12 protein-coding genes and 1 pseudogene are annotated in these 14020 nt (G+C 56.3%); 5 read left to right on the top strand and 8 right to left on the bottom strand.

Annotated elements, in window-relative coordinates:
- Nucleotides 1-1087, top strand: a pseudogene (locus E1297_RS38020) (hypothetical protein); the annotation flags it as partial.
- Between the two features lie 200 nt (nucleotides 1088-1287).
- On the opposite strand, the gene E1297_RS38015 reads toward E1297_RS38020, so the two are convergent.
- From E1297_RS38015 to E1297_RS37995, 5 genes are all read right to left on the bottom strand, one after another.
- A complete protein-coding gene (locus tag E1297_RS38015) occupies nucleotides 1288-2565 on the bottom strand; it encodes a DUF3422 family protein (protein ID WP_155147449.1) in 1278 nt (425 codons plus the stop codon).
- A gap of 107 nt (nucleotides 2566-2672) precedes the next feature.
- Nucleotides 2673-3029, bottom strand: a complete 357-nt coding sequence (locus E1297_RS38010) for a VOC family protein (RefSeq protein WP_155147447.1) — start codon at nucleotides 3027-3029, stop codon at nucleotides 2673-2675.
- Nucleotides 3030-3113: 84 nt separating this feature from the next.
- Nucleotides 3114-4568 carry an NAD(P)(+) transhydrogenase (Re/Si-specific) subunit beta gene (locus tag E1297_RS38005; protein ID WP_155147445.1) on the bottom strand — a complete coding sequence of 485 codons (1455 nt, stop codon included), beginning with the start codon at nucleotides 4566-4568 and terminating at the stop codon, nucleotides 3114-3116.
- A 13-nt stretch (nucleotides 4569-4581) separates the two neighbouring features.
- Entirely contained in the window at nucleotides 4582-6153 is a 1572-nt protein-coding gene (locus E1297_RS38000; RefSeq protein ID WP_368669811.1) for a Re/Si-specific NAD(P)(+) transhydrogenase subunit alpha, read from the bottom strand.
- Nucleotides 6154-6284: 131 nt separating this feature from the next.
- Nucleotides 6285-6734 carry an isoprenylcysteine carboxylmethyltransferase family protein gene (locus tag E1297_RS37995; RefSeq protein ID WP_155147441.1) on the bottom strand — a complete coding sequence of 150 codons (450 nt, stop codon included), beginning with the start codon at nucleotides 6732-6734 and terminating at the stop codon, nucleotides 6285-6287.
- 297 nt (nucleotides 6735-7031) lie between these two features.
- On the opposite strand from E1297_RS37995, the gene kynU reads away from it, so the two are divergent.
- Entirely contained in the window at nucleotides 7032-8225 is a 1194-nt protein-coding gene (gene kynU / locus E1297_RS37990; protein ID WP_155147439.1) for a kynureninase, read from the top strand.
- On the opposite strand, the gene E1297_RS37985 is transcribed toward kynU, so the two are convergent.
- Entirely contained in the window at nucleotides 8218-8796 is a 579-nt protein-coding gene (locus E1297_RS37985) for a TetR/AcrR family transcriptional regulator (RefSeq protein WP_155147437.1), read from the bottom strand. The genes kynU and E1297_RS37985 overlap by 8 nt on opposite strands.
- Nucleotides 8797-8895: 99 nt before the next feature.
- On the opposite strand from E1297_RS37985, the gene E1297_RS37980 reads away from it, so the two are divergent.
- Nucleotides 8896-9360 (top strand): (2Fe-2S)-binding protein, encoded by a 465-nt coding sequence (locus E1297_RS37980; protein WP_155147435.1) that lies wholly within the window; start codon nucleotides 8896-8898, stop codon nucleotides 9358-9360.
- 3 nt (nucleotides 9361-9363) lie between these two features.
- Nucleotides 9364-11604 carry a xanthine dehydrogenase family protein molybdopterin-binding subunit gene (locus tag E1297_RS37975; RefSeq protein ID WP_155147433.1) on the top strand — a complete coding sequence of 747 codons (2241 nt, stop codon included), beginning with the start codon at nucleotides 9364-9366 and terminating at the stop codon, nucleotides 11602-11604.
- Nucleotides 11605-11676: 72 nt separating this feature from the next.
- Here E1297_RS37975 and E1297_RS37970 read toward each other — a convergent pair whose 3' ends face one another.
- Nucleotides 11677-12456: a gamma-glutamyl-gamma-aminobutyrate hydrolase family protein gene (locus tag E1297_RS37970; protein ID WP_155147431.1), complete on the bottom strand. Its 780-nt coding sequence runs from the start codon at nucleotides 12454-12456 to the stop codon at nucleotides 11677-11679.
- Nucleotides 12457-12631: 175 nt separating this feature from the next.
- Here E1297_RS37970 and E1297_RS37965 point away from each other — a divergent pair, with 175 nt between their 5' ends.
- Entirely contained in the window at nucleotides 12632-13585 is a 954-nt protein-coding gene (locus tag E1297_RS37965; RefSeq protein ID WP_155147430.1) for a phosphatase PAP2 family protein, read from the top strand.
- Between the two features lie 8 nt (nucleotides 13586-13593).
- On the opposite strand, the gene E1297_RS37960 is transcribed toward E1297_RS37965, so the two are convergent.
- Nucleotides 13594-14019 carry a heme-binding protein gene (locus tag E1297_RS37960; protein ID WP_155147428.1) on the bottom strand — a complete coding sequence of 142 codons (426 nt, stop codon included), beginning with the start codon at nucleotides 14017-14019 and terminating at the stop codon, nucleotides 13594-13596.
- Between the last annotated feature and the right edge of the window lies 1 nt (nucleotide 14020).

Below are 14020 nucleotides of genomic sequence, written 5' to 3'. Positions count from 1 at the left end.
GCTCTGGAAAAACGCGGCTGGAGAATATGGCGAATGGATCACTGACGCCAGCGGCGCCTATATCAGCAGCACCGGAATTGGAAATGTCATAGATGTCGAGGCTTTCTATGGTGTCGATCTGAATGGGGACGGTCAGACCGGGCATTTCTCAACCAATATCGAAACCGCCGGGTCGGTTACGCTCGCCTCTTCGACCCGTGGGGTCTACCTCGTCAATAGCAGCATCGAGTTGTCGCGCGACGGTGTCAAAACCGGGCCAGACAGTATCCCGGGTTGGGAGGCCGTTCAAGCTGAAGCGTTCAATGGCGGCTTCAAGGTGCTCTGGAAAAATACAGACGGTTCCTATGGTGAGTGGATCACTGATGCCAGTGGTGCCTATATCAGCAGTGCTAGCCTCGACAACTTTGTGGATGTCGAAACGTTCTACAATGTCGACCTGAACGGGGACGGCACGATCGGGCACAAGACAACCAGCATCGAAACCGCCGGTTCCGTGACGCTCGCGTCTTCCACCCGCGGTGTTTATCTGGTCAATGGCAGCGTCGAGTTGACGCGTGACGGTGCCAAAGCCGGTCCCGACAGCTTCCCCGGCTGGGAGGCCATCCACGCCGAGGCATTCAATGGCGGCTTTAAGGTACTCTGGAAAAACGCCAACGGAGACTACGGTGAGTGGATCACCGACGCTAGTGGTGCCTACATCAGCAGTACGACGATCCCTGATGTCATCGATGTGGAAGCCTTCTATAGCTACGATATCAATGGAAGTGGTACTGTAGGATACGAGCTTCCGAAACTTGCACAGCAATCATCTCCTGCTCAGAAACTCGCACCAGAAGGCGAGATTTCGGGCGAGGCCGGATGGGCGGGTACAGTCGATGTTCTCGAATTTGTGCCGAATGTGACTGCGGAAATCGTTGATGAATTCCTATCCGTCGTGTTCGGTGCAGGCGAAACCAAGATCGCAGGCATTTCTGTTCCGACAAAACTGGTCGATGTGTCGTCGAACAGCGATTTGGCGAACGAGACAGATGCGGTAACAGATCTGATGATTGCGAACCTGCTGGAAGAGGATAGCTTCCTGCTCTGACACCCGCTTCAGATATGAAGTCATCGATGGGCGTGGTTGCGAGTTAATTCGCGACCGCGCCCATTTCACAAATTGAAACCCGATTTGTCGGTGAGTTCTGTTTTTAGGTCCTGCCGATGGCGCTCAATCGGGCCCAAGTTCTATAGTCAGACCAAGGTTATTTGTATTCCTGCAGATGCTTCTGCCAGCAGTCTCTGAGCTTACTCCAACCGGCGGCGTATGCGTCGAATTGCGAACCAGACTGCAAGTACCACCGGCACCGTCACGACTGCCGTCAACATCCCCTTACTGATTCCAGTTTTGGTGATCGGGTAAAGCAGATAGCTGGCCAGAGAGACCGCATAGTAACTGATAGCTACTACCGACAATCCCTCCACCGTGTGCTGCAGTCTAAGGGCCAGGTCGGCGCGGCGATCCATGCTTTCAAGTAATGCCTGGTTCTGCGCACTGCGCTGAACATCTACGCGTGTCCGCAGCAATTCACCCGCTCGGATCGCTCGGTCAGAGAGGGCTTGCAGACGCCGTTCGGTCGATTTCACGGTGCGAATGGCAGGGTCGTATCTGCGCATCATAAAGTCAGCAAAGGTTTGACGACCATAAAAGCGCTGCTCCCGCAGAACCTCGATCCTCTGGTTTACAATCGCTTCATAAGCCCCCGTCGCCCCGAACCGAAACGAGCAACGAGCTGAGAGTGTCTCAAGCTCGGTCGACGTCGACAGGAGCTGGGGCAGCAATTCGTCCGGTTGGGTGGCATCGTCCGTCATCTCGACCATCAGATCAGTAAGCCGCTTATCCAGTTCGCCGATGCGCCCCATGAGGCTTTTAACCCGGGCAAAGCCCAGCATGGACATGGCCTTGTAGGTTTCGATCTCACACAGCCGCTGAATAATACGACCAGTTCTGCGTCGCCCGGTTCCGTCCGAGACAAAGAGCGCGAAACGCATGTGCCCTGCCGGATCAATCCGAAAATCACTGGCACAAACTGCTGAGTTGTCCAATACGTTCGCCACAGCCAGACTTTCTGGCTCAAACCACTCCGAGAACGCCGTCACGACCTCCTCGTCATCCCGGCGTTTGACCACTCGCAGCATGGCCGAGGTGATCCTCTGCCCCGGGCTGCTCATCAACCAATCCTGAGGGAACACTTCGAAATCAGCCGGGTTGAACGGGCGATCACTGACATTCTGTGTGATCGCCGTATAGGTGACGAACTCGGTATGTTGCTCCCACTTTAGCCAGTGACGCCCGATCTGCCCTGCATAGTGTGTGGCCCCTGGCTGGGGGTGTTGCGCGCCATGACGGTCCAGCAGATCTATCAGGTGCGCCATATCTTCGTTCCGATCCCGGGCAACTGCCTGGACCGGTTTCTTGACGGCAAGAAAGACGACAGTGCATGGCGCCTTGGCCACTGGAAAGGGGCGTGCGTGCAGTTCATTGGCCAGCGCATAGCGCAGTGGATGGTCGTCGATGGGTGTCATTTTGTGTTCCCTGAGTTCCCGGGAACTATACGCAGCGCCACAAATACATCAATTATCTTTTTATTTCATACACTTACGTGGATACCACAGTATACAAGCCTGCTATCTTATTGATTTGGTTGCCACAGCTCGATCGGGTTGCCTTCCGGATCGTGTATTCGAGCGAACTTGCCAACCTCACTATCCCACTCGGCACGGGTCTCTACGGCTATGCCGGCAGATTCTAACTGAGCGATCATGGCCTCCAGATCATCGACACGGAAGTTGATCATCCACTTCTGCTCGGGCCGACCGAAATAGTCGGTGTCCTGTGCGAAAGGAGCAAAGACTGTGTAGCCTTCGCGCTGTTTCCACGGCACCGGGACATAGTGATTTACGCCTAGGTGCTTTTCGTACCACGCGCTTAACGCTTCCGGGTCATGGGCTCGGAAGAACAGCCCGCCTATACCGTTCACTTTCTCCATTCGGCACCTCCTGTAAGGACAGGGTACACCAAAAACAGAAAAGGCGCCCATGTGGGCGCCTTTCCGAGCGTTATCCGAACCGGATCAGTCGATCATCGGCAGCAGCTTGTCCAGCGACTCCTTGGCGTCACCGTAGAACATCCGGGTGTTCTCTTTGAAGAACAGCGGGTTTTCGATGCCCGAGTAGCCCGTGCCCTGGCCACGTTTGGACACAAAGACCTGCTTGGCCTTCCAGCACTCCAGTACCGGCATCCCGGCGATGGGGCTGTTGGGATCTTCCTGCGCCGCAGGGTTCACGATGTCGTTCGAGCCGATGACGATGGCCACATCCGTGTCCGGGAAATCGTCGTTGATCTCGTCCATTTCCAGAACGATGTCATACGGCACTTTCGCTTCGGCCAGCAGAACATTCATGTGACCCGGCAGACGACCGGCAACCGGGTGGATCGCAAAGCGCACCTCTTTGCCCTTGGCGCGCAGCTTACGGACCAACTCGGAGACAGACTGCTGCGCTTGCGCCACCGCCATGCCATAACCGGGGATGATGATCACGCTGTCAGCGTCGTTCAGTGCAGCCGCTACACCATCTGCGTCGATCGCTACCTGCTCGCCCTCAACAGCCATTTGCTCGCCCTGAGGACCGCCAAAGCCGCCCAGGATCACGCTGACAAAGTGACGGTTCATCGCCTTACACATGATGTAGGACAGGATCGCACCGGACGAGCCCACCAGCGCACCGACCACGATCAGCAGGTCGTTGCCCAGCGAGAAACCAATCGCCGCAGCGGCCCAGCCCGAGTAGCTGTTCAGCATCGACACAACCACCGGCATGTCGGCACCGCCGATGCCCATGATCAGGTGATAGCCGATGAACAGTGCAGCCAGCGTCATCAGGATCAGCGGGAACAAACCACCCGAAGCTGTGTACCAGATCAGGCAGATCAGCGAGAGACCCGCCGCCGCCGCGTTCAGAGCATGACCGCCGGGCAGTTTGGTCGCTGCCGAGGTCACCTTGCCCGCGAGCTTGCCATAGGCCACGACCGAACCGGTAAAGGTGATCGCACCGATGAAGATGCCCAGGAACAGCTCGACATGCAGGATCGCTAGTTCGGCCGAGGTTTTCTTGGCGATCAGCTTGGCAAATGCACCCAGATCGGACAGGTCCGCCTGCGACGCGCTGTCGGCGATTGCCATAACCTGAGCCACGTTGCCGATTTCAAAATGCGCGTTGAAACCTACGAACACAGCCGCCAGACCAACCAGCGAATGCATCGCGGCAACAAGCTGCGGCATCTCGGTCATCTGCACGCGCTGCGCAACATACTGGCCGATAAAACCGCCACCGGCGATCAGCAGCAACGACAGCAACCACAGGCCCGAACCAGGCCCAACCAGCGTGGCGAAGACCGCCAGTGCCATACCGACGATGCCATACCAGACCGCGCGCTTGGCGCTTTCCTGGTTCGACAGGCCGCCGAGCGAAAGGATGAAAAGGACAGCCGCAACGACATAGGCGGCAGTAGTGAAGCCAAATTCCATGTGCCCGGCCTCCTTAAGATTTCTGGAACATGGCGAGCATGCGCCGGGTTACGAGGAAGCCACCGAAGATGTTAATCCCTGCCATGAAGACAGACAACGCCGCCAGCAGGATGACCAGGAAAGACCCCGATCCGATCTGCATCAAGGCCCCGACAATGATGATCGACGAGATCGCGTTGGTGATCGCCATCAGTGGTGTGTGCAGGCTGTGCGCGACGTTCCAGATCACCTGGAAGCCCACAAAGATGGCCAGCACAAAGACGATGAAGTGCTGCATGAAGCTGGCCGGAGCGATCAGACCCACCAGCAACATCAGCGCACCACCGACACCCAGCAGGGTGAACTGCTGCTTGGTCTGCGCCTTGAAGGCTGCAATCTCCTGCGCCTTCTTCTCTTCCGGGGTCAGTTCTTTGACCTCAGGCTTTTTCTGCGCCGCGATCGCCTGCACCTTGGGCGGAGGTGGCGGGAAGGTGATTTCGCCCTCATGGGTCACGGTCGAACCGCGGATCACGTCATCTTCCATGTCGTGATTGATCTGACCGTCTTTTTCGGGGGTCAGGTCAGTCATCATGTGACGAATGTTCGTCGCGTAAAGAGACGAAGATTGCGCGGCCATCCGGCTGGGGAAGTCAGTGTAACCGATGATAGTGACACCGTTGTCGGTCACGACCTTTTCGTCCGGCACTGTGCCTTCGACGTTGCCGCCACGCTCTGCAGCCAGGTCAACGATGACCGAACCCGGTTTCATCGCCTTGACCATATCCTCCAGCCACAGCTTGGGCGCCGGACGGTTGGGGATCAGGGCGGTGGTGATGACAATGTCCATCTCAGGCGCAAGCTCGCGGAACTTAGCCAACTGCGCGTTGCGGAATTCTTCTGACTGAACCGAGGCATAACCGCCGCTGGCTGCGCCGTCCTGCTGTTCTTCTTCAAAATCCAGATAGACAAATTCAGCACCCATGGATTCGACCTGCTCGGCCACTTCGGGGCGCACGTCGAACGCATAGGTGATCGCACCTAGCGACGTGGATGTGCCGATGGCCGCCAGACCGGCAACACCGGCACCGACAATCAGAACTTTTGCAGGCGGAACCTTACCCGCCGCTGTCACCTGGCCGGTGAAGAAGCGACCAAAGTTGTTACCCGCCTCGATCACCGCACGGTAGCCCGCGATATTGGCCATCGACGAAAGCGCATCCATCTTCTGCGCGCGCGAAATACGCGGCACCATTTCCATGGCGATGACGTTCGCGCCTTTGGACTTGGCCAGCTCCATCCCTTCTTCGTTGCCCGCTGGGTTGAAGAAAGAGATCAGGGTTTTGCCTTTGGTCAGACGTTTGAGTTCTGTCTCGGTGGGCACCCGAACCTTGGCAATGATATCCGCTGTCTTCCACAGCGATGCCGCCGTTTTGATGATCTCAACGCCAACGGCCTCATAAGACGCATCCGAAAAGCCGGCAGCCTCACCCGCTCCTTTTTCAATGACGCATTCATAGCCGAGTTTCTGCAGCTGCACAGCCGAATCCGGTGTCATTGCGACCCGGTTCTCACCATCCAGTATTTCTTTTGGTGTGCCTATTTTCACCGGCAGGTCCCCCTAATTGTCACTCTGATTGAGCGGGTGGTCGGTATTGTTTGTTAAGCAAAAGATACATCTTGCGCAACATTATTTCGCAGTCGCAGCAATTTTTACGTTGTGTCACGTTTTGATGCACCTCAAACCCAACGGCGTGTTTTCTGTTCGTATCGAGCAAAATCCGCTCGAAATGTCCGGCGCAACCGATCCTCTTCGGGCAGGATGAACCTGCGTTCGATGATCCAGACAAAGATTGGGATCAACACCAGTGAAGCGATTGCATCAAAACGCAAAATCAACCCGGCAAGGATCAAAACGTCGCCAACATAAATTGGATTTCGGCTACGTTTGTAGATACCGGACTGGACGAGTGCGGAAGGCGTTTCATGAGGTATGATCGTTGTGCGGTGTCGACGAAACTCGACCGCTGCCAAGACAACGACCAGAATGCCGCCACCAATCAATATTCCACTGAGAAGACCCGTAAATCCACCTTTCAGGGATAATCCCAAAGGCAGGTATTTGGCCTGTAGCCATGAAAGCAGCACAAAGCCCAGAAGCCAAACGGGCGGGACATCGATCCGGCGCATGAGCATTCCCTGTGAATGACGACATGCACCGACACATGTCGCTTCTGACAGACGTCCTACCGCTTTTGCGCTTATTTGGCAAAACATCAGGTTGTCGCATCGGGTTTTTTCTTTACCTGAAAGCGATAACAACCAAGGCAGAAGCTTTGATACTGTCAGAACGCGCCTGAAATTCGCGCTTAGCATTGCTTTCAACCATGCGATCTGCCCGTCAGCGCTGCGATAATGGACAGCTAAGGCCCAATCGGATACGTCAACCACAACAATAAATTCCGCCTAAAGCTTCAGGGAGCTTCCATGACAGATTTTGCCGCCACCAAGGCCATGTTCGAACTGCCCGAAGGGGTGCTGTATCTGGACGGTAACTCTTTAGGACCACTTCCAAAAGCCGCCGGAGAGCGCGTTCAGAATATGTTAAGCGCAGAATGGGGGCAGATGCTGATCACCGGCTGGAACAAGGCCGGATGGATGGGGCTGCCAACAGGCCTTGGCGACCGCATCGGTCGCCTTATCGGAGCAGAGGCAGGCGCTGTTGTGGTGGGCGACACTTTATCGATCAAAGTCTACCAGGCGGTCGCCTCAGCGCTCGAACTCAATCCACAGCGCAAGGTTGTACTATCAGACAACGGAAACTTTCCTTCAGATCTGTATATGGTTGATGGATTGTTACGCTCATTGGGGGCGGACTACGAACTGCGCGTTGTTGATCCCGAGCAGGTTGCTGAAAACATTACCGAAGATATCGCCGTTCTGATGTTGACCGAGGTGGACTATCGGACCGGACGCATGCACGACATGAAGGCGCTCACCGAACTGGCACATGCCAATGGCGTCGTTACGGTTTGGGATTTGGCGCATTCCGCTGGTGCGATCCCGGTTGATCTGTCAGGTTGCAACGCCGATTTCGCCGTTGGCTGTACCTACAAATATCTGAACGGCGGTCCCGGCGCGCCTGCATTTATCTACGTTGCACCGCGTCTTGCTCAATCCGTGCGCCCCGCCCTGTCCGGTTGGCTGGGCCATGAGGCACCGTTTGCATTCGATCTGGATTACCGCCCCGCGAGCGGTATCGAAAGAATGCGCGTCGGTACCCCACCGGTTATTCAGATGACCGCACTGGCGACAGCGATGGACATCTGGGACATGGCAGACATGGCCGATGTTCGTGCAAAATCCATCGAGCTGACCGAACTGTTCATCAAACGGGTTGAGGCAACCTGCCCCGAGCTAGAATTGGCCAGCCCCCGCAACCCCGAACAACGCGGCAGTCAGGTATCGTTTAAGTTCACCGATGGATACGCCGCCATGCAAGCCCTGATCGCTCGTGGTGTGATCGGAGACTTCCGGGCACCAGACATCATGCGATTTGGCTTCACACCGCTTTACGTTGATGAAAACGATGTTGAGCAAGCGGCTGAAATCGTTGCCTACATCATGCGCAACAGACTGTGGGATGTTCCGGAATACAAGGTCCGTCAGCGGGTTACCTGACTTCCAAACCAGCACCGATAAGCGCTGCCAGTTGAGCAGTGCGCTTTTCGAACTCGTCGGCGCTCGAAGCGGTCATCTTGATCCCTTTGAGCGTCGCAGTGATGGTTTTGGCCGTCTCATGCGCTTCATCAAGCAGCCTTACACGCCCGTCTGCATGTTCCCGGGTTAGCCAGTTTGCGAACAGATCCGTAAGTTCCGTTTCACCCTGCTCGACAATATCGATGGACATGGATTTGGTCGTATCGAGCATCTCAAGACCATGCGGTGACGCCAGAATAGCGGCCATGCCATCAATCTGCGCGTTGATCGCCTTCTCCAGAATCTGCGACACGGTACCTTCACCATTCAGTGCGTCTGCAACAGAAGCGGTCTTTTCGACGTAGTGCAGCTCGGTGAGCTTACGAACAATCGCCTCTTTGTTCTTGTAGTGCAGATAGACGGCAGGCCGCGACATTCCGGCCCCGCGCGCTATGTCATCCATCGAGGTTTTGCGAAATCCATAAGCTGAAAAGGCCTGAAAGGCCGACGTCAGAATGGCCTTTTGCCGCGTATCGTCGATCAAATCCGTCATAACCGAACCTCTGACATTTTTTGTATATTTTGTCAATTGACACACTGACATTTTTCACCAATTATGTCAGAAACCAGCCACAGCCAAGAGAGGTGCGCCATGGCGACGACCCTGAAGATCAACGGAACATCACATCAGGTCGACCTGCCCGATGATGTGCCCCTTCTCTGGGTACTGCGGGATGAAGTTGGCTTAACCGGAACGAAATTTGGCTGCGGAGTGGCCGCGTGCGGGGCCTGCACCGTCCACATCGATGGCGAGGCGGTACGTTCATGCCAGGTAGCACTGTCTGATGTCTGGGGTGACGTTACCACAATCGAAGGCATCGGCTCTCCGGATTCGATGGCGGCAATTCAGCAGGCCTGGGTTGACCACCAGGTGGCGCAATGTGGCTACTGCCAGTCGGGCCAGATCATGCAGGCGGCCGCGTTGCTTGCCGAGAACCCAAGCCCCTCAGACACTGACATAGACGACGCAATGCAGGGAAACCTCTGCCGCTGTGGCACCTATCCTCGTATTCGCGCGGCGATCCACGACGCCGCTGCAAAACTGAAGGAGGCATAATCAATGGCACGCATTGGAAAAATCCTTCGCCGTACATTCCTGATTGGTTCTGCCGCAATCGCCGGAGGCGTGGCCTTTGGCGTCTACTACGTCAATCGCCCTGCACCGAACCCGTTGAAACCAGGCGAAGGCGAGGCCGCACTGAATCCATTCGTTTTGATTGATCAGAACGGCGTCACCCTGTTCGCCCCACGCGCTGAAATGGGTCAGGGTGTCAAAACCACTTGGGCCGCATTGATTGCTGAGGAGCTGGATGTGGATCTTGACCAGGTCACCGTTCTGCACGGCCCGGCAGCCGCCGCCTACTACAACTCGGCCCTGATGGGTGAGAGCCTGCCAAACAAGGGCTACGATATCTCGGACTTCCAGCACAATCTGGGTGAGGCACTGGGTGTTGTCGGCCGGGCGCTTAGTTTGCAGGTCACCGGCGGCTCTACGTCGATGAAGGATGGCTATGAACGCATGCGCGAGGCAGGCGCTTCGGCCCGCGAAACGCTGAAACTGGCGGCGGCAGAACGTCTGGGTGTTGATCCCACGCAGTTGAAAACCGCCTCAGGTCACGTGATTGCACCGAACGGAGACAAAATCGCCTATACCGAACTGGCGGCGGATGCGGCCACACTCGAACCGGTTGAGGCACCACTGCGCGACCCGTCTGAATGGCGTTATCTGGGTCAATCCCAACCGCGTCTGGACATGGCCGAAAAAGCGACCGGTACCGCCGAGTTTGGTGTTGATGTGCGCCTTCCCGATATGAAGTTCGCCAGCGTTCGGATGAATCCCAAACTGGGTGGCACCATGAACGGCTTTGACGACAGTACGGCAAAAACCATGCCGGGCGTGGAAAAGGTCGTTGATCTTGGTAACGGAGTGGCCGTCATCGCCAACAACACGTGGCTTGCCAACCAGGCTGTCGAAGCGATTGACGTGGACTGGGGCGATGCGCCCTACCCGCCCGAAACCGACGCGATCTTTGCCAGCATTGCCAAGGCATTCGACGACGCTCCAAATTCGACCATGCGCGACGACGGAGACGTTGACACCTTGCCCGAAGGCGCAACGGAAATCACCGCCGAGTATCAACTGCCTTATCTGGCGCATGCCACGATGGAGCCAATGAATGCCACTGCGCTTTTCACCGGGACAAAGCTGGACCTGTGGTGCGGAAATCAGGCACCCACACTGATCCGGATGCGGGTGGCAAATGTCGCCAATCTGGACACCGAGGCGGTTGAGATACACACCACCTATCTTGGCGGTGGCTTCGGTCGGCGCGGTGAACTGGATTTCGGCGAAATCGCAACCAAGGTCGCCATGACGATGCCCGGAACGCCGGTGCAAACCACATGGAGCCGCGAAGAAGACATGCGCCACGACTATTACCGCCCCGGAGCGCTGGCGCGGATGCGTGGTGCGATTAAGGACGGAAAGGCTGTTCTGATTGATGGCAAGGTTGCGGCACAATCCTGTACGCAGCAAGCGGTCGGACGCTACACCGGCTTGCCAGCAGGCGGGCCAGACAAGGTGCTGGTCGAAGGGTTCTTCAATCAGCCCTATGCGGTTCCGAACTACCGTATGAGCGGGCATATCGCTGCGCTTGATATCCCGGTAGGTTTCTGGCGTTCGGTCGGCAATAGCCACAATGGCTTCTTCCACGAGACCTTCATGGATGAGATGGCACATGCCGCGGGTCGTGATCCACTGGAATTCCGGCTGGAGCTTATGAAAAACGAGCACGCCCCTTCAGCCGGATGTCTGGAAGCTGTGCGTGAAATGTCAGGCTGGACCGGTAAGACACCCGATGGCGTTGGTTGCGGAGTGGCCTTTACCTACAGCTTTGGCACGCCTGTCGCGCAAGTGATCGAGGTCGTCGATGAAGATGGCACCATCCGCATCAACAAAGCCTGGATTGCCTGCGACATGGGTCTTGCGCTGGATCCGGAAAACGTCAAAGCGCAGATGTTCGGCGGCATGATGTATGGCCTATCGGCGGCCTGTTTCGGTGAAATCACATTCTCGGAGGGCGAAGTCGAACAGTTCAACTTCCCTGATTATGAGGCGATCCGAATGCACACAGCGCCGCAGGTCGAAGTACGCGTGCTTGAAACCAATCGGCATATGGGTGGCGCAGGTGAACCGGGCACACCACCATCGATGCCGGCTTTGGGCAACGCTCTGTTTGATCTGACAGGTGAGCGCGCACGCAGCCTGCCGCTCATCAATCAATTCGACATCTTGATCTAGTCTGAACAGATTGCATCGGCTCTACCCTCATCGGGGCCGATGCAAAAAGCTGCTGGTTGCTTGAGAACTAGCTTACGCCATGCGCTTGATCAGCGGAGCTTTCGAGCCGGCTGACCATGCCTGAACAGCAGCGCCGAAGGCTTCGAACAGCGGTCGGGATACCGGGTCATTGGCAGCGTCCCATTCAGGATGCCACTGTACTGACAGCGTAAATCCGGGTGCATCCTTGATGTAAATCGCCTCTGGCGTTCCGTCAGGTGCATGACCGTCAATCACGACCCTTTGACCGACTGTCTTGATGCCCTGTCCATGCAACGTGTTGGTCATGACTTCGCACGCACCGAATATCTGCTGGAATACACCGCCCTCTTCCAACGTAACAACGTGGCGCAAAGCGAACTTTTCTTCCAGCGTACCGTCCGGCGGCATACGGTGGTTCATGCGCCCGGGCAGGTCCCGAATTTCCGGGTACAACGTACCGCCCATGGCGACGTTCACCTCTTGAAATCCACGGCAGATTCCCAAAAACGGCTGGCCCCGTTCGACGCAGGCACGCACCAGGGGCAAGGTGATCGCGTCACGTGCGCGGTCGAACTCACCATGCGCTTCGGTCTCCGCTTCACCATATTCTTCGGGATGCACGTTTGGGCGCCCTCCCGTCAGCAGAAATCCGTCACAAACTTCCAGCAACTCGTCCACCGACACATATCGCGGATCGGCCGGTATCAGCAGAGGAAGGCAATTCGATACATTTGCAACCGCGTCCGAATTCATAGTTCCGCCCGCATGTGTCGGATACTGATCGTTCATCAAGTAAGAATTTCCGATAATGCCGACGACCGGACGCACCATGCAAACCTCGCTAATCTTTGAAACTGCTCAAGCATTCATGCCAGTTTCACACAACTAATCAAAGTGCGTGGGCGCAGCTTGCACTGTGAATTTCTCAACAACTGTCGCCCAGCGCCCAAGATATGCCACAAATTTGGACAATGCAGGCAAAAAGCAAGTGATTGAGCGGAATACGATGACAACCAGCGTCCAAAATCGGAAAGCATCCGAACGGTTTGTGCTCAAAGGGTGCCTCAGTCGACCAGAGATCATTCTCGTCTCGATGCTGGTCTTGTCGGTGCTACTGTCGTTGTTGCTGTCTGTATTGAAAGCTCAACCGATTGCTTGGGGCGGTTTTGCGATGGGTCTGGCGCCGACGGTTGGGTTGCTTGCTGCCGGCCTTTATATTCGCCAATTCAAAAATCAGCCGCGCATCGCACAGCTTGCAATCGCCAACAGCCTGTTTCTCGGATTCATGGGGATTACAACCCTGCTGATCTATCTGCGCTTTCCGATAGCCGAATTGTCATTCGACAAGCTTTTGATGCAAATGGACGCGGCACTTGGGTATTCGTGGCCACAATTCCTTGAGGTGCTTGCAGCCTATCCCGATATCGGTCGGGCGCTGAGCTATGTTTACCACAGCTCATTGCCCCAACTGTTTATCATGGTTGGCTATCTGGCGCTGACCGGACGGTCCGACGCATTGGACCGGGCCCTGATGGCGGGCACCTTCGGCCTGCTCCTCACAACGCTGATCTGGTGGATTGTACCCAGTGTCGGGCCGTCGGTCTTTTACGACCTGCCTGATGGTTTGGAAAAAAAGATCGACCTGGTGACCAACAGCACCTACTCACAAATCCTCCGCACGCTATCGGATCAGGGGCTTGCCGTAATTGCACCCTCAGACATCGTCGGGACGATTGCCTTCCCGTCCTATCACACGATCATGGCATTGCTGGTTGTGTGGTATCTGCGCGGTACGGCGCTGTTCATTCCTGCGTTGATCCTGAACGTGGCCATGGTTCCCGCCATCCTGTCACACGGAGGTCATCACCTTACGGACATGATCGGGGGAATAGTCGTTTTTGCTGTTTCAGCGTGGCTTGCGGCGCGTCCCATGTTGCGAGGCGCCGCAGACCAAGACTAAAGGGCTGTTTAGATCTCGCCTGTAAGGCCAGCAGCCTCGATACCCGCCATCGCAGCGGCGGCGTCATTGTCTGAAGTATCCCCGGTCACACCAACGGCACCGATGATCGCACCCTTGCGATCACGCAACAAAACACCACCCGGGACGGGAATGACTTGCCCGCCATAGACGCCATTCACTGCAGCCATGAAATAGGCTTGCCCCTCAGCACGCTGCATCTGCGCTGTACCCGCCATGCCCAGCATCACCGATCCATAGGCCTTACCATGCGCAATCGCGAAACGACCCGGCGCTGCGCCATCTTCACGCTCGAACGCGATCACGTGGCCACCCGAGTCCAGAACGACCACGGAAAGAGGCTTCAGCTCCATCTCGCGTCCTTTTTCCAAAGTTTTGCGAATGATGGTCCGCGCCTTGCGAAGTGAAACTGACATG

The sequence above is a fragment of the Roseibium sp. RKSG952 genome, from assembly GCF_009711355.1.
The sequence above is the reverse complement of the archived record's forward strand: the minus strand, read 5'-3'. Positions and strand labels throughout refer to the sequence as shown.